This window comes from Pseudomonas sp. KH_050 (assembly GCF_057838875.1).
On sequence record NZ_CM174478.1, the window covers coordinates 4,833,416 to 4,858,238 of the forward strand.

15 protein-coding genes and 1 pseudogene are annotated in these 24,823 nt (G+C 57.8%); 6 read left to right on the top strand and 10 right to left on the bottom strand.

Annotation, left to right across the window (positions count from 1 at the left end):
- Positions 1-22: 22 nt before the first annotated feature.
- From cmk to mtnA, 7 genes are all read right to left on the bottom strand, one after another.
- Positions 23-709 carry a (d)CMP kinase gene (gene cmk, locus AC3IUA_RS21945; RefSeq protein ID WP_191636279.1) on the bottom strand — a complete coding sequence of 229 codons (687 nt, stop codon included), beginning with the start codon at positions 707-709 and terminating at the stop codon, positions 23-25.
- A complete protein-coding gene (locus AC3IUA_RS21950; protein WP_489362427.1) occupies positions 709-2,916 on the bottom strand; it encodes a bifunctional prephenate dehydrogenase/3-phosphoshikimate 1-carboxyvinyltransferase in 2,208 nt (735 codons plus the stop codon). The genes cmk and AC3IUA_RS21950 overlap by 1 nt, the downstream gene beginning before the upstream one ends.
- Before the next feature lie 28 nt (positions 2,917-2,944).
- A complete protein-coding gene (gene hisC / locus AC3IUA_RS21955) occupies positions 2,945-4,057 on the bottom strand; it encodes a histidinol-phosphate transaminase (RefSeq protein WP_489356999.1) in 1,113 nt (370 codons plus the stop codon).
- Between the two features lie 10 nt (positions 4,058-4,067).
- Entirely contained in the window at positions 4,068-5,162 is a 1,095-nt protein-coding gene (pheA, locus tag AC3IUA_RS21960; RefSeq protein ID WP_489357000.1) for a prephenate dehydratase, read from the bottom strand.
- Positions 5,162-6,247 (bottom strand): 3-phosphoserine/phosphohydroxythreonine transaminase, encoded by a 1,086-nt coding sequence (gene serC, locus AC3IUA_RS21965; RefSeq protein WP_489357001.1) that lies wholly within the window; start codon positions 6,245-6,247, stop codon positions 5,162-5,164. Before serC ends, pheA begins: the two co-directional genes overlap by 1 nt.
- A gap of 103 nt (positions 6,248-6,350) precedes the next feature.
- A complete protein-coding gene (gene gyrA / locus AC3IUA_RS21970; RefSeq protein ID WP_489357002.1) occupies positions 6,351-9,026 on the bottom strand; it encodes a DNA gyrase subunit A in 2,676 nt (891 codons plus the stop codon).
- A gap of 483 nt (positions 9,027-9,509) precedes the next feature.
- Positions 9,510-10,586 (bottom strand): S-methyl-5-thioribose-1-phosphate isomerase, encoded by a 1,077-nt coding sequence (gene mtnA / locus AC3IUA_RS21975; protein ID WP_489357003.1) that lies wholly within the window; start codon positions 10,584-10,586, stop codon positions 9,510-9,512.
- Between the two features lie 107 nt (positions 10,587-10,693).
- On the opposite strand from mtnA, the gene AC3IUA_RS21980 reads away from it, so the two are divergent.
- From AC3IUA_RS21980 to AC3IUA_RS22000, 5 genes are all read left to right on the top strand, one after another.
- Positions 10,694-12,025, top strand: a complete 1,332-nt coding sequence (locus AC3IUA_RS21980; protein ID WP_489357004.1) for a TRZ/ATZ family hydrolase — start codon at positions 10,694-10,696, stop codon at positions 12,023-12,025.
- 66 nt (positions 12,026-12,091) lie between these two features.
- On the top strand, positions 12,092-12,790 hold the full coding sequence (gene ubiG, locus AC3IUA_RS21985; protein WP_150806695.1) for a bifunctional 2-polyprenyl-6-hydroxyphenol methylase/3-demethylubiquinol 3-O-methyltransferase UbiG: 699 nt from the start codon (positions 12,092-12,094) through the stop codon (positions 12,788-12,790).
- Positions 12,791-12,794: 4 nt separating this feature from the next.
- Positions 12,795-13,466 carry an N-acetylmuramic acid 6-phosphate phosphatase MupP gene (mupP, locus tag AC3IUA_RS21990; RefSeq protein ID WP_489357005.1) on the top strand — a complete coding sequence of 224 codons (672 nt, stop codon included), beginning with the start codon at positions 12,795-12,797 and terminating at the stop codon, positions 13,464-13,466.
- A gap of 149 nt (positions 13,467-13,615) precedes the next feature.
- Positions 13,616-14,356, top strand: coding sequence for a YciK family oxidoreductase (locus AC3IUA_RS21995; protein ID WP_489357006.1), 741 nt, complete (start codon positions 13,616-13,618; stop codon positions 14,354-14,356).
- 366 nt (positions 14,357-14,722) lie between these two features.
- A complete protein-coding gene (locus AC3IUA_RS22000) occupies positions 14,723-15,649 on the top strand; it encodes a GGDEF domain-containing protein (RefSeq protein WP_489357007.1) in 927 nt (308 codons plus the stop codon).
- A gap of 448 nt (positions 15,650-16,097) precedes the next feature.
- Here the strand turns inward: AC3IUA_RS22000 and AC3IUA_RS22005 are convergent, their stop codons facing one another.
- The 3 genes and pseudogenes from AC3IUA_RS22005 to AC3IUA_RS22015 form a co-directional block, all read right to left on the bottom strand.
- Positions 16,098-16,859 carry an iron-containing redox enzyme family protein gene (locus AC3IUA_RS22005; protein WP_489362429.1) on the bottom strand — a complete coding sequence of 254 codons (762 nt, stop codon included), beginning with the start codon at positions 16,857-16,859 and terminating at the stop codon, positions 16,098-16,100.
- Between the two features lie 77 nt (positions 16,860-16,936).
- Positions 16,937-19,396, bottom strand: a complete 2,460-nt coding sequence (locus AC3IUA_RS22010; RefSeq protein WP_489357008.1) for an EAL domain-containing protein — start codon at positions 19,394-19,396, stop codon at positions 16,937-16,939.
- A gap of 197 nt (positions 19,397-19,593) precedes the next feature.
- Positions 19,594-19,727: pseudogene (locus AC3IUA_RS22015) on the bottom strand (hypothetical protein); the annotation flags it as partial.
- 566 nt (positions 19,728-20,293) lie between these two features.
- Between AC3IUA_RS22015 and AC3IUA_RS22020 the strand changes: the two are divergent.
- Positions 20,294-24,820 carry a hypothetical protein gene (locus AC3IUA_RS22020; RefSeq protein WP_489357009.1) on the top strand — a complete coding sequence of 1,509 codons (4,527 nt, stop codon included), beginning with the start codon at positions 20,294-20,296 and terminating at the stop codon, positions 24,818-24,820.
- Positions 24,821-24,823 lie beyond the last annotated feature (3 nt).

Here is a 24,823-nt window from a genome sequence, read left to right on the forward strand (position 1 = left end):
AGTCCCCTGCGGAATTTCTTGGTCATCCGGCGATATCGCGAATGGCGATCTCGCTCATGATGCGTTGCAACACCTGCTCGATGGACAATTCCGTGGAATCCAGCTGTATGGCGTCAGCCGCCGGCTTGAGCGGGGCTACCGCTCGCTGGGTGTCACGCTCATCGCGTGCACGTATCTCATCTAGCAGACTCGACAGACTAACATCATCGCCCATGGCCTTCAACTGCAAGTAACGACGACGAGCACGCTCCTCGGCACTGGCGGTCAGAAAGATCTTCAGCGGTGCATCGGGGAACACCACCGTGCCCATGTCCCGGCCATCCGCCACCAGCCCCGGAAGTTCCTGAAACGCTCGCTGGCGCTGCAGCAACGCGTCGCGCACCGCCGGCAGCGCGGCGACCTGGGAAGCCCAGGCACCGACTTGTTCGTTGCGCAGGTCGTCAGTGACGTCGTCGCCTTCGAGGATGATCCGCTGCGGATGACCGTCGGTCGCCGCGACGAATTGCACGTCGAGATGAGCGGCGAGCAATTTCAGCGATTCTTCATTGGTCAGGTCGACCCCATGATTACGCGCAGCAAAGGCCAGCAGGCGATACAACGCACCGGAGTCCAGCAGACACCAGCCCAGGCGCTTGGCCAGAATACCGGCGATGGTGCCTTTGCCCGAACCGCTCGGCCCATCGATGGTAATGACAGGTGCCTTGATCATCACGACTGAGCCTCTTGCGCAACGCGGATACCGACTTGCGCGCACAACGCGAGGAAGTTAGGGAATGAAGTCGCGACGTTGGCGCAGTCATGGATGCGGATCGGCGCGCTGGCGCGCAGCGAAGCAACACTGAAGGCCATGGCAATCCGGTGATCGCCGTGACCGTGCACTTCACCGCCGCCGATCTGGCCACCGTCGATGATGATGCCATCCGGGGTCGGTTCGCATTTGACGCCCAGCGCCAGCAAGCCATCGGCCATGACCTGGATACGATCCGACTCTTTGACTCGCAGCTCTTCCGCGCCACGCAGCACCGTGCGCCCTTCGGCACAGGCGGCAGCCACGAACAGCACCGGGAATTCGTCGATGGCCAGCGGGACCAGCTCTTCCGGGATCTCGATACCCTTCAGTTTAGCCGCACGCACACGCAGGTCGGCCACTGGCTCGCCGCCGACTTCACGCTGGTTTTCCAGGGTGATGTCAGCGCCCATCAGACGCAGAATGTCGATGACGCCGGTACGGGTCGGGTTGATGCCGACGTGCTCAAGCACCAGCTCGGAACCTTCGGCGATCGACGCCGCGACCAGGAAGAACGCCGAGGAAGAAATATCTCCCGGGACCTCAATATGAGTCGCCGTCAGTTGGTGTCCGGACTCGACCGAAGCCGTAGCGCCTTCAACGGTTACCGGGTAGCCGAAACCACGCAACATACGCTCGGTATGGTCGCGGGTCGGTGCCGGCTCGGTCACGGTGGTCTTGCCTTCGGCATACAAACCAGCCAACAGCAGGCAGGATTTAACCTGGGCGCTGGCCATCGGCATGGTGTAGGTCAGACCTTTGAGCTTATTGCCACCGCGAATGGTCATCGGCGGACGACCTTCTGCGGCCGTTTCGATGACCGCACCCATTTCGCGCAGCGGGTTGGCCACACGGTTCATCGGGCGCTTGGACAGCGAAGCGTCGCCGGTCAGGGTGCTATCGAAGTTCTGCGCAGCCAAAAGGCCAGACAGCAGACGCATCGAGGTACCGGAGTTGCCCAGATAGATCGGGCCTGGCGCAGGCTTCAGGCCGTGCAGGCCGACGCCGTGAATGGTCACGCGACCGTGGTGCGGACCCTCGATCACTACGCCCATGTCGCGGAAGGCTTGCAGCGTCGCCAGGGCGTCTTCGCCCTCGAGGAAGCCTTCCACTTCGGTAACGCCGCAGGCCAAGGAGCCGAGCATGATCGAACGGTGGGAAATCGATTTATCGCCCGGTACACGAATCCGCCCAGTCAGGCGGCCACCAGGTTGTGCCAGGAAAATCAGGTCGTTGGAGTTCATAGCGTCCACATAGGCCCGGCGGGCCAGGATTTTACTGAAATGCTCGCGGGCAACCCGGGCGCGAGTGAACACGCCCAATAATTGGTGCCCATCCCCTGCATCGACCGCGTCGCGCAAGGCGTCGAGGTCGCTGCGAAATGTATCGAGTGTGCGCAGGACAGCTTCGCGATTGGCGAGGAAGATGTCGTGCCACATGACCGGGTCACTCCCGGCGATTCTTGTGAAATCGCGGAAACCGCCCGCAGCGTAACGGAAGATCTCAAGATTTTCATTGCGCTTGGCCAATGAATCGACCAAACCGAAGGCCAGCAGGTGAGGCAAATGGCTGGTCGCCGCCAGCACTTCGTCATGACGCTCGACCTGCATGTGCTCGACATCGGCGCCCAATTCGCGCCACAACCGGTCGACCACCGCCAAGGCTGCCGGATCGGTCTGATCCAGCGGTGTCAGAATCACTTTATGGCGACGGAACAGCTCGGCATTGGAGGCTTCCACCCCGCTCTGCTCGGAACCGGCAATGGGATGCCCCGGCACGAAACGCGCCGGCATACCGCCGAACGCCTCGGTTGCCGCACGCACCACATTGCCTTTGGCGCTGCCGACATCGGTCAGAATCGCTTGCCCCAGATCCATGCCGGCCAACCGCGCGAGCATTTTCTCCATGGCCAGGATCGGCACGGCCAGCTGAATCACCTCAGCCCCCTGACAAGCAACCGCCAGGTCCTCTTCGCAACGATCGACCACGCCCAGCTCAACCGCCAGCTTGCGCGATTGCGGATCAAGATCGACACCCACCACTTCGCGGCACAGGCCACTTTCGCGCAAGCCTTTGGCGAAGGAGCCGCCAATCAGACCCAGACCGACCACCACCAGGCGACCGATCACAGGCACAGCAGGTTGCGTTGCGATGACATCAACCACGAGCCAGAACCTTGGCCAGCGCCTCGAGGAAGCGGCTGTTTTCCGCCGGCAGACCAATGGTCACCCGCAGGTGATTCGGCATGCCGTAGTTGGCCACCGGACGCACGATCACGCCCTCACGCAGCAATCCCTGGTACACCGGCGCGGCAACGCGCTCCAGGTCGACGGCAATGAAGTTGCCTTTGGAGGGGATCCAGCTCAGCCCCAACTCGCGAAAGCCCGCTTCCAGTTGTTGCATGCCGGACTCGTTCAAGCGCCGGCTTTCAGCCAGATACTCGACATCCTGCAGCGCGGCACAGGCCGCGGCGAGGGCCAGGCTGTTGACGTTGAACGGCTGACGCACACGGTTCAGCACATCGGCGACGACTGCGGTGGACAAGCCATAGCCGACACGCAGCGCAGCCAGGCCGTAGGCCTTGGAGAACGTCCGCGAGACCAGCAGGTTCGGGTAAGCCGCGAGGAAATCCAGCCCATCCGGGAGATCGCCGCCCTCGGCATACTCGATATAGGCTTCATCGAGCACCACCAGCACACGCTCAGGCACATCCTGAAGGAATTCGTCCAGCGCCTCGGCATCGAACCAGGTTCCGGTCGGATTGTTCGGATTGGCGATGAAGACCACCCGGGTATTGCTGTCGATGGCCTCGAGCATTGCCGGCAGATCGTGCCCCCAGTTTTTGGCTGGAATAACACGCGCATCGGCACCCACGGCCTGGGTGACGATCGGATAGACCGCGAACGCATGCTCGCTGAACACCGCATTCAGCCCCGGGGCCAGGTAGGCACGGGCCACCAGCTCGAGAATGTCGTTGGAACCGTTGCCCAGGGTCACCTGGTCGAGCTGCACGCGGCATTGCTCGGCCAGCAGGCTTTTGAGGGCAAAGCCGTTGCCATCCGGATAGCGGGTCAGTTCGACCAGCGCCTCATGAATCGCCGCCAGCGCTTTAGGACTGGCACCCAGCGGGTTTTCGTTGCTCGCCAGCTTGACGATTTTGGCCGGATCCAGGTCCAGCTCGCGTGCCAGTTCGTCCACGGGTTTTCCCGGGACGTAAGGCGAAAGTTGTTGTACGCCTGGCTGTGCCAGAGCGAGGAAGTCGCCACTCATTGTCTAAGCCTCAGAGAACCGCTTTCGGGTAGGAACCCAGCACCTTGAGTGCCACTGCTTCCTGACTGATCTTCTCCAGCACACCCTTGACCAGCGGGTCGCGGTGATGGCCGACGAAGTCGATGAAGAACACATAGGTCCATTTGCCGCTGCGCGAAGGCCGGGTTTCGATCCGCGTCAGGTCGATGCCATTGTCGTGGAACGGCACCAACAGCTCGTGAAGCGCGCCTGGCTTGTTGCTCATGGAAACGATGATGGAGGTTTTATCATCACCGGTTGGCGGCACTTCCTGGCTGCCGATCATCAAGAAGCGCGTGGAGTTGTCCGGGCGGTCCTCGATTTTCTCGGCCAGACGGGTCAAGCCGTAGAGCTCGGCCGCCATGTCGCCGGCAATTGCCGCCGAGTTCCACTCACCCTTGACCCGCTTGGCCGCGTCGGCGTTGCTGGACACCGCCACGCGCTCGACATTCGGGTAATGGGCGTCCAGCCACTTGCGGCACTGGGCCAGGGACTGAGCGTGGGAATAGATGCGGCTGATACTGTCGGTCTTGGTGTTTTCACCGACCAGCAGGTGATGGTGGATCCGCAACTCGACTTCGCCACAGATCACCATGTCGTGCTCGAGGAAGCTGTCGAGGGTGTGGTTGACCGCGCCCTCGGTGGAGTTTTCCACCGGGACCACGCCAAAGTTCACCGCACCGGCAGCCACTTCGCGGAACACTTCATCGATCGCCGCCATGGGCTTGGAGATCACCGCATGCCCGAAGTGCTTCAAGGCCGCGGCTTGGGTGAAGGTGCCTTCCGGGCCGAGATAAGCCACTTTCAGCGGCTGCTCCAGGGCCAGGCACGACGACATGATTTCACGGAACAACCGCGCCATCTCTTCGTTGCCCAACGGCCCCTGGTTGCGCTCCATGACACGCTTGAGCACCTGGGCTTCACGCTCAGGACGATAGAACACCGGCACTTCGCCTTCAGCCAGCGAAGCCATCTTGACTCGTGCGACTTCCTGGGCGCAGCGCGCGCGCTCACTGATCAGCTCGAGGACCTTTTCGTCCAGGCTATCAATACGCAGGCGCAGTGCCTTGAGTTCTTGCTCGGACATTAACCGTGTTCCTTCTCGAACTCTGCCATGTACGCCACCAGCGCGTTGACCGCGATGATGTCGACGGCGTTGTAGATAGAGGCACGCATGCCACCTACCGAACGGTGACCCTTGAGGTTCAACAGGCCACGCTCCTCGGCGCCCGCCAGGAACGGCTTGTCCAGGCGATCGTCAGCCAGGCGGAACGGCACGTTCATCCACGAGCGGTCGGACTTGTTGATCGGGTTGCTGTACAAGCCGCTGGCGTCGATGAAGTCATACAGCGTGCGCTGTTTGACGTCATTGAGCTTGCCGATGGCGTCTACACCACCTTGCTCTTTCAGCCACTCGAACACCAGCCCGGACAGGTACCAGGCCAGTGTTGGCGGGGTGTTGTACATGGAGCCGTTGTCGGCCGCGACCTTGTAGTCGAGCATGGTCGGGCAGATCGAACGGGCGCGACCCAGCAGGTCTTCGCGAATGATCGTGACGACAATACCGCTCGGACCGATGTTTTTCTGGGCACCGGCGTAGATCATGCCGAAACGCGAGACATCCACCGGGCGCGACAGGATGTCCGAAGACATGTCAGCAACCAGTGGCACATCGCCGGTTTCCGGGATCCAGCTGAATTCCAGGCCGCCAATGGTTTCGTTCGGCGCGTAATGCACGTAGGCCGCGTCTTGCGACAGCTTCCATTCGTTCTGGCCGGGAATGGCGAAATAGTCGTAAGGCTTGGCCGTCGCTGCCACATTGACGGTGCCGAAGCGCGAAGCTTCTTCAATGGCTTTCTGCGACCAGATACCGGTGTCGATATAGTCGGCCTTGCCGGTTTCCGGCAACAGGTTCAGAGGAATCTGAGCAAATTGCTGGCTGGCGCCGCCTTGCAGAAACAGCACTTTATAGTTCGAGGGGATACCCATCAGATCCCGCAGGTCCTGCTCGGCCTTGGTCGCGATGGACACGAACTCATCACTGCGATGGCTCATTTCCATGACCGACAGGCCCTTGCCATGCCAATCGAGGAGTTCACCCTGCGCGCGCTGCAGAACAGCTTCAGGAAGCGCCGCGGGACCGGCACAGAAGTTATAGGCTCTCTTGCTCACATCCAATCTCGCTCTGATTTGGTGGGATCACGCAATAAATCCAACATTCATCTGGACAAACAACAAGGGGGAGAATTTTCATCCGCCCCCCTTGCGTGTCCGTTTACTCCTGCGGTTCGGCGTCGTCTGCCGCGGCATCGAGTTGCTGGTCTTCAACAACATCATCGATGACTGCACCGCCCTCGAACTCAACAGCTTCTTCGCCGTCAACAACCTCTTCGCCTTCCAGCTCTTCGCCTTCGACTTCGGACGGCTCCTGAACGCGCTCAAGGCCAACCAGCGTTTCGTCGCTGGCCAGCTTGATCAGGGTCACGCCCTGAGTGTTGCGGCCCAGGCTGGAGACTTCGTCTACGCGGGTACGAACCAGTGTGCCCTGGTCGGAAATCAGCATGATTTCCTCGCCGTCGAGCACCTGGACCGCACCGACCAGACGGCCGTTGCGATCATTGCTGACCATGGCGATAACGCCCTGACCGCCACGCTTGTACTCAGGGAACTCGCTGATGGCAGTACGCTTGCCGTAACCACGCGCCGAAGCGGTGAGGATCTGGCTGCCCTCTTCCGGGATCAGCATGGAGATCAGTTTCTGACCTTCTGGCAGACGCATGCCACGCACACCGCGAGCGGTACGCCCCATGGCGCGAACGTCGGACTCTTTGAAGCGGGTGACCTTGCCTCCGTCGGAGAACAGCATGACTTCGCGCTCGCCATCGGTGATGGCCGCGGAAATCAGCACGTCGCCTTCGTCCAGCTCCAGCGCGATCAGACCGACGCTGCGTTGACGGCTGAATTGCTCCAGCGGCGTCTTCTTCACGGTACCGTCAGCGGTGGCCATGAAGATGTAGTGACCTTCGGTGTACTCGTCGACCGGCAGCATGGTGGTGATGTACTCACCCTCACCCAACGGCAGCAGGTTGACCAACGGACGACCGCGGGCAGCGCGGGACGCTTCCGGAATTTCGTAGGTTTTCAGCCAGTAGACCTTGCCCTTGCTGGAGAACAGCAACAGCGTGGTGTGACTGTTGGCAACCAGCAGGTGAGCGATGTAGTCCTCATCCTTGACGCCGGTAGCCGATTTGCCTTTACCGCCACGACGCTGAGCCTGGTACGCAGCCAATGGCTGGGTCTTGGCGTAGCCACCGTGGGAAATGGTCACGACGCGTTCTTCTTCCGGGATCATGTCACCCAGGGTCAGGTCGAGACGGGCATCGAGGATCTCGGTGCGACGCACATCGCCGTACTCGGCACGAATGACTTCCAGTTCCTCGCGGATCACTTCCATCAGGCGCGTAGCGCTGTTGAGGATGCGGATCAGCTCACCGATCTGGTTGAGGATTTCCTGGTATTCGGCCAGCAGCTTTTCGTGTTCCAGGCCGGTCAGACGATGCAGACGCAGCTCCAGAATGGCTTGTGCCTGTTCTGGCGAGAGGAAGTATTTGCCCTCACGCAGACCGTATTGCGGGTCGAGGTTGTCCGGACGGCAGGAGTCGGCACCGGCACGTTCGACCATCGCTACTACCGCGCTGGATTCCCAAGGCGTGCTGATCAGCGCTTCCTTGGCTTCCGACGGCGTTGGCGAGGCCTTGATCAGGGCAATAACCGGGTCGATGTTCGACAACGCAACCGCTTGACCTTCAAGGATGTGGCCACGTTCGCGGGCTTTGCGCAGTTCGAATACGGTACGCCGGGTCACCACTTCGCGACGGTGACGTACGAAGGCTTCCAGCAGGTCCTTGAGGTTGAGGATCCGCGGACGGCCGTCGATCAGCGCCACGATGTTGATGCCGAACACCGCTTGCAGCTGGGTCTGGGCGTAGAGGTTGTTGAGGATCACCTCAGGCACTTCGCCACGACGCAGCTCGATCACCACCCGCATACCGTCTTTGTCAGACTCGTCGCGCAGTTCGGTGATACCTTCAAGCTTCTTCTCTTTGACCAGCTCGGCGATCTTCTCGATCAGCCGCGCCTTGTTCAGCTGGTAAGGCAGTTCGGTGATGACGATCTGCTGACGACCACCGACCTTGTCGATATCTTCGATGATCGAGCGGGCACGCATGTAAATGCGCCCGCGACCGGTGCGGTAGGCTTCGATGATACCGGCGCGACCGTTGATGATCGCCGCCGTCGGGAAGTCCGGACCGGGGATGAATTGCATCAGCTCATCGATGGTCAACTCAGGGTTTTCGATGAGTGCCAGGCAACCGTCGATGACTTCACCGAGGTTGTGCGGCGGAATGTTGGTCGCCATGCCCACGGCAATACCGCTGGAACCGTTGACCAGCAGGTTGGGGATCCTGGTCGGCATGACCGCCGGGATCATTTCGGTGCCGTCGTAGTTCGGCACCCAGTCCACGGTTTCTTTATGCAGGTCGGCCAGCAGCTCGTGCGCCAGCTTGCTCATGCGCACTTCGGTGTATCGCATGGCCGCGGCGTTGTCGCCGTCGACCGAACCGAAGTTGCCCTGGCCGTCTACCAGCAGGTAGCGCAGGGAAAAAGGCTGGGCCATACGAACGATGGTGTCGTAGACCGCAGTATCACCGTGGGGGTGATACTTACCGATCACGTCACCGACAACACGGGCGGATTTCTTGTACGGCTTGTTCCAGTCGTTACTCAGCTCGCTCATCGCGAACAGTACGCGCCGGTGCACGGGCTTCAAGCCATCGCGCGCATCAGGCAGTGCCCGCCCGACAATTACGCTCATTGCGTAATCGAGGTAGGACTGCCTCATCTCGTCTTCGATATTGACCGGGATGATTTCTTTGGCCAGTTCGCCCATGAGAAGCCTGATTCCTTTTTCTGGTGAAACCTCGTCACATCCATATGGGACGAACGAAGCTCGTCGCTGCAGGCTGGGTGCCGTGCATCGACTTACGACAAATCAACGAGTTATGCCATGGATCTGCGCAGTAAAGGCAGCCACATCGGGCAACCCTGGAAACCGCCGGATGTTATCACAATCGCCGCCACGCACCTATCCCCCAGACGCGCATGGAGCATAGTTAGTTGACCGGTGACAGCCTGATAGGGGACGAGAGAAGCTTAGAGCCAGGATCAGCTGGCAATGACTGGCGTTTTATTGAGCATTCAGCGCCGATCCTCACGTGCAAACACCGACCCGCAGGAGCTGCCGAAGGCTGCGATCTTTTTGGGACCGCCACCGACTTGCGTCGAAAGGATCAAAAGATCGCAGCCTGCGGCAGTTCCTACGCCGACCAGATACACCCGCGATATTGCCGGAACATGTGACCCGCAGCGCGCCTCAATGCAACCGCTTGCGGCACATCAACTGCGTCATTTTCGCGGTATCCGGCCGCTCGACGATGCCTTTTTCGGTAATGATTGCGTCGATCAGGTCCGCCGGGGTGACGTCGAACACCGGGTTGAACGCATCGACATCAGCCCCTACCCGCTTGCCGCCGACTTCCAGCAGCTCACTGCCAGCCCGCTCTTCGATGGGGATGTCATCACCGCTGGCCAGACTCATGTCGATGGTCGAACTCGGCGCCACCACCATGAAGCGCACACCATGGTGCATCGCGCAGACCGCCAGTTGGTAGGTGCCGATCTTGTTCGCCACATCGCCATTGGCGGTGATCCGGTCGGCGCCGACGATCACCCAGGTAACACCCTTGGTTTTCATGATGTGCGCGGCCGCGGAGTCAGCGTTCAGGGTGACGGGAATGCCTTCGTTGGCCAGTTCCCAGGCGGTCAGCCGTGAACCTTGCAACCAGGGCCGGGTTTCGTTGGCGTAGACGCGCTCCACCATACCTTCCAGGTAAGCACCGCGAATCACCCCCAACGCGGTACCGAAACCACCGGTAGCCAGGGCGCCGGTATTGCAATGGGTGAGGATCGCCTGGGCATTGCCCTGATGCTTGCGGATCAGGTCGACACCCAATTGCGCCATGGTCAGATTGGCTTCGCGATCGCTCTCATGAATCGCCAAGGCCTCGGCCTCAAGGAACGCCAATGGATGGGCATGCCCTTTCAGACGCTCAAGTCGCTCGCGCATGCGGTTCAGCGCCCAGAACAGATTGACCGCCGTCGGCCGCGAGTCCGCGAGCAAGGCGAAGTCCTCCTCCAGGGCGGCCTGCCAGTCACCGCCGGCAGCCAAGCGTGCGCGCGCCGCCAGCACCACCGCATACGCCGCACTGATGCCAATGGCCGGGGCGCCGCGCACCACCATCGAACGAATGGCCTCGGCCACGCCGGCTGCAGTGGTGTAAGCAATCCAGCTTTCTTCGAACGGCAGAATGCGCTGATCAAGCAGGTACAGGGCGCCGTCCCGCCAATCGATGGCCTTCACCTTCTCCGCAGCCAACAGTCGATCGCGCATGCTTCCCCCATACTCACTAACAAAAGCCGCCGATTATAGCGATCCCCCCGCGAAGACGCTCGGGTATACTTCGCCATCCTTTATAACAGCACCGGAAACCGCCCGAGATGCCGAACACCGCCGCCCCGCTCGACTTATTATTGCTGCCGACCTGGTTGGTGCCTGTCGAACCCGCCGGTGTGGTCCTCAAAGAACATGGCCTGGGCATCCGCGACGGGCGCATTGCCTTTATCGGCCCACGTGCCGAAGCCCTGAAACTCAACGCCGGCGAAGTTCGCGAACTGCCAGGCATGCTGCTCAGCCCCGGCCTGATCAATGCTCACGGGCACGCGGCGATGACCCTGTTTCGCGGCCTGGCCGACGACTTGCCGCTGATGACCTGGCTGGAACAGCATATCTGGCCGGCCGAGGCCAAGTGGGTCGATGAGGATTTTGTCCGCGACGGTACCGATCTGGCCATCGCCGAACAGCTTAAAGGCGGCATCACCTGCTTCTCGGACATGTATTTCTTTCCGAAAGTTGCCAGTGAACGGGTGCATGACAGCGGTATTCGCGCACAAATCGCCATTCCGATCCTCGACTTCCCGATTCCCGGCGCCAGCGATGCCGATGAGGCCATCCGCCAGGCCGTCGCGTTGTTCAGCGATCTCAAGCACCATCCGCGCATCAAGATCGCCCTGGGCCCCCATGCCCCTTACACCGTCGGTGACGAGAACCTCGAAAAAATCCGGGTGATTGCCGAGGAACTGGACATCTCTATTCATATGCACGTTCACGAAACCGCCTTTGAAGTACAGCAATCCGTCGAGCAGCTCGGCGAGCGCCCCGTGGCCCGCCTGGGACGCCTGGGCATGCTCGGGCCGCGCTTCCAGGCCGTACACATGACGCAAATCAGCGACGATGACCTGACTTTACTGGTAGAAAGTAACAGCAGTGTGATCCATTGTCCGGAATCGAACCTGAAACTGGCTAGCGGCTTCTGCCCGGTCGAGCGTTTGTGGCTGGCCGGGGTCAACGTGGCTATCGGCACCGACGGCGCGGCCAGCAACAATGACCTCGATCTGCTCGGCGAAACCCGTACCGCAGCGCTGCTGGCCAAGGCCGTCGCTGGCTCGGCAACGGCCCTGGATGCCCACCGCGCCTTGCGCATGGCCACGCTCAATGGCGCCCGGGCGCTGGGTCTGGATGGCGAAACTGGCTCACTGGAAGTCGGCAAGGCCGCCGACCTGGTGGCCTTTGATCTCTCCGGCCTGGCGCAACAGCCGGTATACGACCCGGTCTCGCAGCTTATATATGCCACCAGTCGCGACTGCGTGAAACACCTGTGGGTCGCCGGCAAGCAATTGCTCGACGACCGGCGCCTGACCCGCCTGGACGAACAACAGCTCTGCGCCACGGCGACAGCCTGGGGCGAACGCATCAGCGGCCACTGCCAATAGATAGAAAACCCTCGAGCCAACGCTCGAGGCTGACCACAGAATTTATCAGCTTTAGAGGATGACCCCATGAGCAACGTCGACCACGCTGAAATCGCCAAATTCGAAGCACTCGCCCATCGCTGGTGGGACCGTGAAAGCGAGTTCAAACCGCTGCACGACATCAACCCGCTACGGGTCAACTGGATTGACGAGCGGGTAAAACTGGCCGGCAAGAAGGTCCTCGACGTCGGTTGCGGCGGCGGCATCCTCAGCGAAGCCATGGCTCAGCGCGGCGCTACCGTCATGGGCATCGACATGGGTGAAGCACCGCTGGCCGTGGCCCAGTTGCATCAACTGGAGTCCGGTGTCAGCGTCGAGTACCGGCAGATCACCGCCGAAGGCCTGGCCGAGGAAATGCCCGAGCAATTCGACGTGATCACTTGCCTGGAAATGCTCGAACACGTGCCGGACCCGTCTTCAGTGATCCGCGCCTGTTTCCGTATGGTCAAGCCCGGCGGCCAGGTGTTCTTCTCCACCATCAACCGCAATCCGAAGGCGTTCCTGTTCGCCATCGTCGGCGCCGAATACATCATGAAACTGCTGCCGCGCGGCACTCACGATTTCAAGAAGTTCATCCGCCCTTCCGAGCTTGGTGCCTGGAGCCGCTCTGCCGGGCTGACGGTCAAGGACATCATTGGCCTGACCTACAACCCGCTGACCAAGCACTACAAACTGGCGTCCGACGTCGACGTCAACTACATGATCCAGACCCTGCGAGAGGAATAGGCCCATGCGTATCAGAGCGGTTCTTTTTGACATGGATGGCACCCTGCTCGACACCGCACCGGACTTTATCGCCATCTGCCAGAGCATGCGTGCCGATCGCGGCCTGGCGCCGATTTCCGACAAGCACATCCGCGACGAGATCTCCGGCGGCGCCCGGGCCATGGTGGCAGTAACCTTCTCGATGGACCCGGAATCACCGGGCTTCGAGGAACTGCGCCTGGAGTTTCTGGAGCGCTACCTGAAAGACTGCGCCGTCCACAGCAAACTGTTCGATGGCATGGCCGAGCTCCTGGCCGACATCGAAAAGGCCAACCTGATCTGGGGCGTTGTAACCAACAAGCCGCTGCGTTTTGCCGAGCCGATCATGCAGCAACTGGGGCTGGCCGAGCGTTCGGCCGTGCTGATCTGCCCGGACCATGTGAAGAACAGCAAGCCTGATCCAGAGCCGCTGATCCTTGCCTGCAAGATGCTCGACCTGGATCCGGCCAGCGTGCTGTTCGTCGGCGATGACCTGCGCGATATCGAATCGGGCCGCGATGCCGGCACCAGAACCGCCGCCGTGACCTATGGCTATATTCATCCGGACGACAACCCAAGGCATTGGGGGGCGGATGTGGTGATCGATCATCCGCTGGAGTTGCGCAAGGTGCTGGATAACGCGTTGTGTGGTTGCTGATTATTTCGAACGGCGCTGACAGCAAAAGATTGCAGGCTACGCCAGCTCCTACACTGATCGCGCACACCCTGCAGGAGCTGCCGAAGGCTGCGATCTTTTCGGGATCGCCTTGGCACTGTGCCTGTTTCTGATTTCTGTTGAGGTTTTTTATGTTTGATTACTCCGCTCGCCCTGAACTGCTCAAAGACCGGGTCATTCTGGTCACCGGTGCCGGCCGCGGCATCGGTGCTGCTGCCGCCAAAGCCTTTGCCGCCCATGGCGCCACCGTGCTGCTGCTGGGCAAGACCGAAGCCAATCTGACCCAGGTCTACGACGAAATCGAAGCGGCCGGCCACCCACTGCCAGTGGTCATTCCATTCAACCTGGAAACCGCGTTGCCGCATCAATACGACGAGTTGGCGGCGATGGTCGAAAGCGAATTCGGGCACCTCGATGGTTTGCTGCACAACGCTTCGATCATTGGTCCACGCACGCCCATTGAGCAGCTGTCCGGCGAGAACTTCATGCGCGTGATGCAAGTCAACGTCAACGCCATGTTCATGCTGACCAGCACCATGCTGCCGCTGCTCAAGCTGTCTCAGGATGCGTCGGTGGTGTTCACCTCAAGCAGCGTCGGACGCAAAGGCCGAGCCTATTGGGGCGCCTATGGGGTGTCGAAGTTTGCCACCGAAGGCCTGATGCAAACCCTGGCCGATGAACTGGACACTGTCGCCCCGGTGCGTGCCAATAGCATCAACCCTGGCGCCACCCGCACCAGCATGCGCGCACAGGCATACCCGGGCGAAAACCCGACCAACAATCCAACGCCTGAAGAAATCATGCCGGTCTACCTGTACCTGATGGGCCCCGATAGCGCCGGCATCAACGGCCAGGCTTTCGACGCCCAGTAAAACGCCCTCTCCAGGGCCACGACGGAATACCGTCGCGGCCCATACAGCAAGGTCATAAGGCCAGCTTTTATGTCAGATAAATGCCATTACACTCGTAAGCATTTGTTCCACTCTCGTTCAACAAATTGAATTCAAACGATTTTTATTTAGTTGAACCGAATGGCACGACTTTCGCTCTAACACTGCTCAGACACGCAGAGTGTTAGCGAAGCGGGACTCGCCTGAGCCGGGGCTTATACCGGTAGGTAAGGCAGATAGAGTCTAGTCACTCGTCCCACGGGACTGATGGATTAGCATGACTCGCAGCCCGAAGCCGCTCTCACCCAGCCTGCAAGACAGCATTACGTGCTTAGGGGCTCCCATTATATGAAACTTGCTACCCAGACCAACGCAATTGACTTCGATAGCGCCAAATTGCAACGCCTGGGCTTTGGTCAGCAGTCCCCCCTCCTACAGCGTCCCGTCAGTCTTGCGCAACTGCGCCAGCAACTGGGCCTGCAACTGCAAACCAGTCTCGAACCACAGCACATCCTGGGTGTGTTCTTCCGCGAAACCCAATGCCTTGTGCCACTGGCTGCCTTGAACTACCAGCATCAGGCCAGCGACTTGCGCCTGGCGTTCGGCCAGGGTGGGCACCACAGTGTGAGCTACAGCCTCAGCCACGAAGGCGAACACTTGGGTGAACTGGTATTTCGGCGCAATCAACGCTTCGGCGAACAGGAACTGGGTAACCTGGAGTCCTTGCTGTCAGCCCTGCTCTACCCGGTGCGCAATGCCTTGTTGTACCGGGCAGCGACTCGAAGTGCGCTGCGCGACCCATTGACAGAAACCGGCAACCGCATCGCCATGGACCAGACACTGCAACGGGAAATTGAAGTGTCTCGCCGACATCTGCAGCCGCTATCGCTGCTGATGCTGGACATCGACCACTTCAAGAAGATCAACGACAGCCATGGCCACACTGCCGGCGACCAGGTGCTCAAGGCTGTTGCCGCCTTGATCAAAGGCCAATTGCGCAATGTCGACATGGTGTTTCGATTCGGCGGCGAGGAATTTCTGATCCTGCTCTCCAACACCGGCCGAGAATCCGCCGCGCGGGTTGGCGAACGCCTGCGCCATGCGGCACAGGCTCAGGATTATTGGGCGGATGATGCGCTTGTCGAACTGACAGTAAGCCTCGGCTGCTCCACGCTACTGCCCGCAGAGTCGGCCGAAAGCTTGCTGCGCCGTGCTGACAGCGCGTTGTACGTGGCAAAACGCAAAGGTCGCAATCAACTGGCGATGGCGGGCTGAAGATCAAAAGATCGCAGCCTGCGGGGAATTGCGGACACCCACGACATTGCAGGTGCATGCGGTCGGCGTAGGAGCTGGCGAAGCCTGCGATCTTTTTGGCGGACAGCACAATCGCCAGGATCAAAAGATCGCAGCCTGCGGCAGCTCCTACGGGGGGATGGCGGACACTCACGACATTGCAGGTGCATGCGGTCGGCGTAGGCGCTGGCGAAGCCTGCGATCTTTTCGGCGAACAGCATAATCGCCAGGATCAAAAGATCGCAGCCTGCGGCAGCTCCTACGGGGGTTTGTGTACACCCACCCTATTGCGGGTGTACCCGGTTGGCGTAGGAGCTGGCGTAGCCTGCGATCTTTTGGCGGTTCTGGATATTGCCCGAAGCAAGATCAAAAGATCGCAGCCTGCGGCAGCTCCTACGGGGGGATGGCGGACACCCTTGATATGCGGCTATCAGCTCTGCGCCATTGCCATGTGCCCACGGGTCACCGAGACCTTTTCCGAGTGCTCCATCTGTATGCACCGTTCCAGGAACAGGAACATGTAGTCGTAACTCTTGCAAACCGCCTGACGCAACTCGGTCTTCAGCGATTGGCTTGGGTTCATACCCGCCAGCGTGCAGATGATTTCCAGCGCTTCCCAGGGATGGGAATCATCGTACTGTGCATGCATTTTCAGCCATTTCATCGCCCGTTTGCGGTCTTCCTCCGGGAACGCCGCCGCATAAAGGCCATTGGAGCAGACCAGTGCCGACCACTCGCCGGTCGCGCCCTCGATAGCATAGTTGGTCGCGGCAATCGCCACGATCAACGAATCCGCCGAACTGGTATGCCAGCACCAATGGCTCAGAGCATGAAGCTCGGGGGGGACTTGTTGCGCCTGCAAATCTTCCAGGCTGATGCCGTGCGCAAGACTCCAGTGCACCCAGTAATCGGCATGATTGAGTTCTACGCGAATGTTACGCATCAGCCAGCGCCGCGCCATGTCTTCGCCGGGGTGGCGAGCAAAGCGGGTCTTGGTCAGGTTTTGCGCCATGTACAAGGCAAACTGTTCAACAACAGGCCAACCACCGATCAAGTACTGGCGCATGGTTTTTGCGCCGAGCCTGTTATCACGCATGCGCTGATACAGTTCGTGCCCAACCACCCGGCGTTTACTCTCGCTGCAATCCTGGATCAGCTTCTGCGCCCAGGCGGGGTAACTTGCGGCTTCCATAAGCGGGCCGGTTCTGTTGAATGTGTCGATCACTGTCGAGCTCCTTTTGATGGTGATTGTACTGATCGACAGAAATTTCAACGGAACGTGCCGGGCACCCTGAACAACAGGGGCTGTGGTCGCACGGGTCGACGCTGCAGGCTATCACCGGTAAACAATTGCGGACGCTCGATAATGTACCCCTGAGCATAATCCACGCCGATCTCCAGCAAGGCCTGCTCTATCTGAGGGGTTTCAACAAACTCGGCAATGGTGCGCTTACCCATGACATGACCGATGTGATTGATCACTTCGACCATGGCGCGGTTAATCGGGTCGTCCAGCATATCCTTTACGAAACTTCCATCGATCTTCAAGAAGTCTACAGGCAAATGTTTCAGATATGCGAATGAGGACATACCGGCACAGAAGTCATCCAGCGAAAAATGGCAACCCAACCCTTTGAGTTCATTGATAAATCTTATTGCACTCCCCAGATTCGAAATTGCACTGGTTTCTGTGATTTCAAAACAAATCATGTCCGGAGGGATAGCGTAGGAAATGAACTGCTGACGCAGGAAGTCCAGGAAGTCATCATCTCCGATAGTTATACCTGACAGATTTATCGCACACATCGCCATTGGCCCTTCGCGTCCTTCGGCAATGCATTGGGCAATGATCTTGAATACGTTCTGTACCACCCACCGATCCAGCGACGTCATCAACCCGTAACGCTCGGCGGCGGGAATAAAACTGTTGGGCAGAATCATCCGCCCTGATTCGTCATGCAGGCGTAACAGTATTTCGATATGCCCGCCCCCACGCTCGGTCTGACCCAGGGCAGCGATTTCCTGGGAATACAAACAGAAGCGGTTTTCCTCGAGCGCCATATGCAGGCGCTGTACCCAGGCCATCTCACCAAAACGCAGGGACAGCTCTGAATCGTCGGCATGGTAGACCTGGACCCGATTACGTCCCTTCTCCTTGGCCATGTAGCAGGCCATGTCGGCGGCACGCAACGATGCTTCCAGGGTGGTGGGGATTTGCGCGATGTGAACCAGCCCGATACTGATGGTGGTCACGAAAGGCCGGCCCTTCCATACGAAGTGGAGGTTCTGCACGATTTGACGCAACACTTCGGCGATTTTCTCCGCGGCTTCCGGAGGGCAGTTTTCCAGCAGGATGCCAAACTCGTCCCCACCCAGGCGAGCCAGGGTATCGCCTTCGCGCAGGCCCGATTGCAACAAGGCACAGACATGCCGTAGCAACTCATCACCGGCAGCATGCCCACAGGTGTCATTGACCAGCTTGAATTGATCCAGATCGAGAAACATCAAGGAGTGACGACCCGACTGACGGGTCAAATTGTTCAGCGCCTGTTCGAGGCGATATTCGAACTCGCGACGATTGGCCAGCCCCGTCAGCGCATCGTGAGTCGCCTGCCATGAAAGATTGGCAATGTACTGCCGCTCCTGAGTCATGTCGTGCAGCACCAGCACTGCGCCACTGACCTTGCCGGCATTGCGAATCGGTGCCCCTACCAGGGTGACCGAGACCGTACTGCCATCCAGCCGCTGAATCAGTTTCGAATGCTCACTACCGCTACTGAGTTGACCACTGAGCATCCGCTCGATGAGGGTAAAACCGTCAGCCTGGGCGTTTTCATCCAACAGATTGAACAATGCCGCCAACGGCAGGCCATTGGCCTGTTCGGCTTTCCAGTGGGTCAATTCTTCCGCCGCCGGGTTCATGTAGGCGATCGCGCCCTCGACATTGGTGGTGATGACGCCATCGCCAATGGACTGCAGAGTGATTTGCGCTCGCTCTTTTTCCAGCTGCAAGGCGTCGGCAAATGCATGGCGTTGGGCCAACAACTTGTGGGTGCGCAACAATGCCAGGGCGATCAGCCCCAGTGCGGTGGCCAGGTTGGTAATCAGCAGCAGCCTTAAAATGACCCGCGAGCCTTCGCCCAACGCATCACTAAAAGCCCTGGCGGCAGGAGTCACCCCGTCGTTGATGGCCAGTATCAAGGCTTTCCAGCGCTGAACATCGCCTGCGGTGGCCTGATCACTGGTGATGCCCTGGCGCATCTCGCGAGCGACGGTATCGAGCTGCACCAGATAGCTATCACCGACTGTCCAGCGATCGATGGCTTTTTCCAGGTAACTGGAGTGCCGAAAGTTCAGGTACAACCAGATCAGGCTGGAGACGTCATCCGGATGGTTGCCCCCCTTGAGGATCGCCAGACGGGCAGCTTCAAGATCCGCAGGCTCACGATCCAGGGCGACACGCAGCTCATGCCCACCCTGCGGCACGGCGATGGCCTTCTGGTACTTGAGGAAAATCGCTTCGTCGCGACTGTCGGCATAGAGGTCCAGGTAGTAGATAGCGTCTTTCTGGCCCTTGGACCACAGACTTTCACCTGCAACATAACCGCGCACCGCCGACAGCACGTAGAGGCTGAAACCGCCGAGCAATGCCTGAAACAGCACAACGGCAATAAATGGCCAGACGATGCCCAATAACCGTGGTGTTCCGAGAGTCCGCTTTTGCTTCATGTCGTCCCTTGCATAAGCACTGGCCAGGTGAACACCCGAGTTTGTTTTGCTCCTGACAGCACAGACTAGGCTAATTTTCGCCAGTTCGAACTGTTTGATCAGCGGTTGATAGATTTAGTCAGATGTGAACTTGAGTGTCACCAGTGCAACGTTTCCCCTGTGAGTTCAAGCACTAAGCACAGAAAAGTAAACAAAATTCAAGGGCGCTGCACCTGCTGCAGATGCCCATGCAGCTTGGCGTACAGGCGCCATCGGCAATCAGCTGCTGATGGTCGCCGTCTTCGGCGAAGATCAGTGTTGTCCGACCGTTCAGAAAGCGCGCCAGTGCCTCCTGCCGGCAGGAGAGTCTTGCTTGCGACATCATCGCCTCACTCCCTGCCTCTACGCACTCCAGTTTTTCCCGCACCGGACCGAAACAAGAAACCAGACCTCACCACGCCATCCCGACTTCGATATCTATTTACCTCTCTGTTGATTTTTTTTGGATTACTACTAATCACCCCAACTGCAACGCAACCTGCGATCACCAGACATTTGCGGCGCAGAACCCACATCAACAACATAGAGAGATCAACGAATATGCAATCACCTGCGACGTTATTGAGTGAACTATCGAATAAACAAAATCGAACAACAACCGCCCCTGCACTGGAACACCAAGGGGTGCTATCGGACTATGACTCCATACTTTCTCACCTACGCAGTGCTGGTACCCCATCAGCTAAACTGGTAGATGTTTTTATAGTTCCACACATTTACTCGCCGCTGGCCCAGCTCGGCGAACCGGGCCGAACACTATTGAAACCACTGCTCGATAACCCTGAGTACCGAGCGCATTGTCGTCAGTTGGAAGCCGACCCCGATACTCTATCGTTAACGGTCGAAGGGAATGCCGTCATGCATAAAGTCATCACTGCGGATGGCAAAAGACAGCTGATACTGGGTCTTCCCGGACAAAGCAGGGCCAACCAAAGATGGATTGATCTGTTAGTTACGATCAACCTTGCCGCTAGCAAAATGGGTGGTGAAATTCGTTCCGATGGCGCACTCAACCTTTTACGGATGCTGACGTATTACGGTATCGCCCCCTGGGACCTGGAGGCGCCCAACGAGCGTGCCTCAGTGACTCATATTCTTGAAGAAAAACGCGCCTGCCACTCGCTGGGACTGGAAAGCGGTGTTGATATCGACACGCTAAATCGTCCTGATTCTACAGACCCAATGACTATGGACGATTTGAGTCCTGAACTCACAGATCGATATATCAGGAACATTATTTCGCGATTCCTGCCAGCACAAGAAACCTCGCTTATCGGACACCTGCTAAGAAATACGCTTCCCACAATGACCACCGCACAAATCCGTGCAACCCCCACGGTATGCCTCGAAAAAGTCCTGAAGTCGCCCGAGGCTCAGAAGCTTGGAAACATGCTGCTCAAAGGATTGAACTGGTACGGTGCCAAACCCGGAGAAGATGACTCGCCGGCGGCTAGAAACAAATTGATAAGCAAGGCCATTCGTCTGTGGTTCATCTTATCGAAACGTGGCAAACCGAACGACATTGCCGGATACTCCTGGTATCAACGTTCAAATTGGGGAAAGAGCTACCAGACAATTCGGGCCGAATTCGAGAAGCATCTGGTCGACTCCAATCGAGCGTCATCAGAAACTGAAGCTATCTTGCTGGCTCGCCTGTTCCAAACCGAATTTGCGAGAGACTTTCAGGTCCCCGACATCCCACCCGACTTGCCCTACAGAGGCTCTGTGGTCTGGGTAAACTATGTCCATGGGGTAACTCTCGCCGAAGCCATTGAGCCTGGCTTGATCCAGCGGATGACCTTCCAGCAGTTGGTCGACTTCCCACTTCAACAGTCTATTCAAGCCACTGACGAAGAACTGAAACTCATTGCGTTCAGTAGAATACCCCCAACCCTCGAATGGGCCATCACCAACGGCATCATTCTTGAGAGAGCCGACTCGGATTACTCCTCGGAAGAATATGACAGCGCTGTAAAAGCGCTCGATGAACACACTGACGCCCTGAAGAAGGCCATCACTCAACTGGATGTCAGCCCACCGGAAAGATCGGCTATCGCCGAACGGGAAATGAAAGAGTGTTTCGGGCCCGTCCTGTTCATCTCCGATGGGCGAAAATTGATTGAAGACTTCGGGGAAATTGATGGAGGTGGACTAATACAAACACCCCCGCTAAGGGACAAAATCTACTCCTTTCGTGATGTCTATATGTCGGGAAAACTGACCAAAAATAAAAACTGGTTTATAACGACGAATAACGGAAAAAGCAGAAGTGCGTACCGAATCAGCATCAACGCAGATCGCACCATAGAAACTACTGCACCCTGGATCCATAGAGTACTGAAGAAAAAATCCTTGCCTGATGCAGAAGAAATTTTCGAATCAGAATTCAAAAATTATCTTGAGAAAAGTAAAGTCGCTTATCAAACACTGCTGAAAAGTCAGTTTATATCACTCCCTTACGATGACCGTCAGGCCATCGAACACGGCGAGGTAAAGATCTATACTTTGAGAAAATCAACCCATGAAATAGAACTGGAAGACGAGACGCCGGAAATGACGCTGCCGCTCAGGCTTAGAATGGGCTTTATCCTGCAGATCACCTATAACGCCAATACCTCTTACTACGAATGTTTGCCACGGGCCGGGATCATTCGAAGACGTCCGGACTTTTCATCAGCCATGCTCAATGGGAAGAGACAAGCCCAGCAAATCACCGGTTCGTTCCTTGGACAGCAGGACATCATTGCGGTAAGGCGTGGCAAAAGGGTTCCATTTGATTGGGCTGCTCATGAAGTTGGCAACTTCCCGAAAGAAAATGCCACGTGCGACGCAATCATTGATCAGTTTGGCGAAACGCTGACTGCCCCTTCCATCAACACTGAAAGCGAGCAATCCTCACATCCAACCCTGTCTTTTTCTCGCACCTCGGAAATTGCCAACTTCATTGCCAGGAATTTTTTCTACGTTGACGAAAAACAGCTTCATGCTGCCGCCAAAAGCGAAACCGAGATAGAGCGTATCGCCGCACTCCCACATTGGTTTGATTCGGTCAAAGGGTTTCTGCCTTTCTTTGGCAGTACCAGCGATCTGCTTTCAAGCGACCCTAAGAAAAAGGCATGGGGCATTTTTGGTTTGATTGTCGATGTGGCTTCCTTTGCCTTTCCCCTAGGGAAATTTGTGTCAGGCTCGCTGAAGCTGGTCTCTACAGCCGTCCGATCCAGCATAAGAGCCGCACTTCCGAAATTTGGCTCTCTTTCGCAAAAACTGTTGATTTCTTCCATACAGAACACGATCCCGTTCTACGGCATGCCGACCCTGGGAGTTCGGCTCGCACGGGGTTCGTTACGAGAACTGTATGCAGGCGTCAGATTTTTACTGAGACCAGCGTACAGAGGTATTCAGAAAGCAGCAGGTAGAGCAGGCAAGTACAGCTTCATCGACGGCTTGGCGCAACTGGACAATCCCGGCCGCTGGAGTCCCTTGGCAATCGGCGATCAGTTAGCCACATTCAAGGGGATACACGATGTTCCTGTGCGCAACATCGGGTCGCGAAATGCCACCAGCTACCGACTTGTCGATCCGCTATCGTCCAAACCCTTTGGCCCTTCATTGGTCTCCAGACCGGGCCAGCTATCATTGGGGCGATCTGTCTATAGCGCCCTGGAAACAACCAACAGTCATGCCATCGTCGAGATTGGGAGGAATGCTCGTGTCCAGGAATTACTCGAAGTCAATGGCCGGACAACAATGCTCATCGATGACATACCTTATCGACTGGATGACGATAGCCTGCGTCGCGTCAGCAGCCTTGATGCGAGTGAAACTCTAAAGCAGGTACCGTGCCGCGTTCGTCGTGCACCTGGCGATACCTGCAAAACCAAATACGTGATCGCTGACGACCCCGCAGACACGCCCGCGCCTGGAAGCTTCACAGAGGACAAAGGATGGGCTCCCTGGTTTGGTGACAGTGCGACCTACCCTTCGACTTCGAAAGAGGGTCAACCCTATGAACTTCTGGCGTACGAAGGAAAGATCTATCAACATACGCAAGCCGGTTTAAAACCGTATACAGGCAAGCCCGAATGGCTTGGCCTTACGCAAAAAACTCCGATTGTCAAAGCCAGTATTCCAGCAAAGATGCAGTTTCAGCGGGGCATTTATGGACGCCTGCAATTCACAGGAACTGCTGAAAAAATCGACGACATACATGATGTCGGTGCAATCATTGTATATTCCAAAGACAAGACAAAAAAATACGTATTCTCCAGGATCAACACCCATGACTATTACATGGCGGAACTGTTGGCTACGGACAATATCCAGTCGGCTCTGACAATGAAGTTGCTAACTGATAAGCAACCACTCGCAGGCACCCTGCACGAAGAGCTTCTGCGGGTATATACCGGCTCGCTGAATGCAAACAACAACGCACGTATTCATGGCGTCGACAAGCTGGAGCGCGCAATGAAAAAAATGGAGGAGATAGCGATACCGATCGGCACCTCGAAAAACCCGCCCGACAATATGGCGTGGCTGTCAGTCGATACCGCCTCAAGCGAAGCGTTGATGTTTGATCACCAGACAAGGCTGATCGTTTCCGAATTACCTGATGGAGCAGCTCTCTGGAAGCCTCATACTGGAGCGCCAGTAGACATACAGAAATCGACCGCGGACATATTCGAGAGACTGTTCACCGATAGGACAATTCCGATCACACCCCCCGCGAAGCCCACGGCAGATGCCGTGAAGATCGATCAGGCAATGGGAAGCTTGCAAGACCTCCTGCCCCAGCATAAACGTACGCAAAACCCCAGAAACATCGCTTTCGCAGAGGTCCAGACCGCGAAGGGCCACAGAGAAGTATATGTCAGTGTTTCCGGTGCAGGGGACAATACCCAACATTTGCCGCTGTTTAAGTCCAATAACGGCCAGGCTCAGGTCGAACTGAACAGCACCACTTACTTCAATATCGACAATGCCAAAACGTCTATTGAGCCGAGCTCACTTCACATGAGCAGTGACGGCAAATTGCTGGCAATACCCCACACCACAAACGACCCAAACAGATCAGACTTACTGATGCGAGCGACGTCGGTAGACAGCGAAAGCAAGCTGATCGGCTACATCGGAAAAAAGTATCCGGACTCTAAAGACATCCGATCTATCTCCGTTACCACTACTTTACCTCCCTGCGATTCATGTTCGATCGTCATGAAAGAGTTTGGTCATGAACGCGGTGCCAGCGCCCTGAACGTCACGTGGGGTAATCGTTCCAATCCGCTCAAGCGCAAGGCCGACGACACCTCGAACAGTTCTGACAGCTCCTCCAGCCTCTCGACCAGTAGTTCCTCCAGCCCCTCGACCAGCAGTTCTTCCAGCGATTGAGCA

Bases quoted from the DNA above. Each gene is read 5' to 3' on its own strand.
- AC3IUA_RS22000 (WP_489357007.1), top strand. From the start codon at position 14,723: ATGAAACTTGCTACCCAGACCAACGCAATTGACTTCGATAGCGCCAAA.
- AC3IUA_RS22020 (WP_489357009.1), top strand. From the start codon at position 20,294: ATGCATAAAGTCATCACTGCGGATGGCAAAAGACAGCTGATACTGGGT.
- hisC (WP_489356999.1), bottom strand. From the start codon at position 4,057: ATGAGTGGCGACTTCCTCGCTCTGGCACAGCCAGGCGTACAACAACTT.
- mtnA (WP_489357003.1), bottom strand. From the start codon at position 10,586: ATGCGCGATCGACTGTTGGCTGCGGAGAAGGTGAAGGCCATCGATTGG.
- ubiG (WP_150806695.1), top strand. From the start codon at position 12,092: ATGAGCAACGTCGACCACGCTGAAATCGCCAAATTCGAAGCACTCGCC.
- cmk (WP_191636279.1), bottom strand. From the start codon at position 709: ATGATCAAGGCACCTGTCATTACCATCGATGGGCCGAGCGGTTCGGGC.
- mupP (WP_489357005.1), top strand. From the start codon at position 12,795: ATGCGTATCAGAGCGGTTCTTTTTGACATGGATGGCACCCTGCTCGAC.
- AC3IUA_RS22010 (WP_489357008.1), bottom strand. From the start codon at position 19,396: ATGAAGCAAAAGCGGACTCTCGGAACACCACGGTTATTGGGCATCGTC.
- AC3IUA_RS21995 (WP_489357006.1), top strand. From the start codon at position 13,616: ATGTTTGATTACTCCGCTCGCCCTGAACTGCTCAAAGACCGGGTCATT.
- AC3IUA_RS22005 (WP_489362429.1), bottom strand. From the start codon at position 16,859: ATGGAAGCCGCAAGTTACCCCGCCTGGGCGCAGAAGCTGATCCAGGAT.
- pheA (WP_489357000.1), bottom strand. From the start codon at position 5,162: ATGTCCGAGCAAGAACTCAAGGCACTGCGCCTGCGTATTGATAGCCTG.
- gyrA (WP_489357002.1), bottom strand. From the start codon at position 9,026: ATGGGCGAACTGGCCAAAGAAATCATCCCGGTCAATATCGAAGACGAG.
- AC3IUA_RS21980 (WP_489357004.1), top strand. From the start codon at position 10,694: ATGCCGAACACCGCCGCCCCGCTCGACTTATTATTGCTGCCGACCTGG.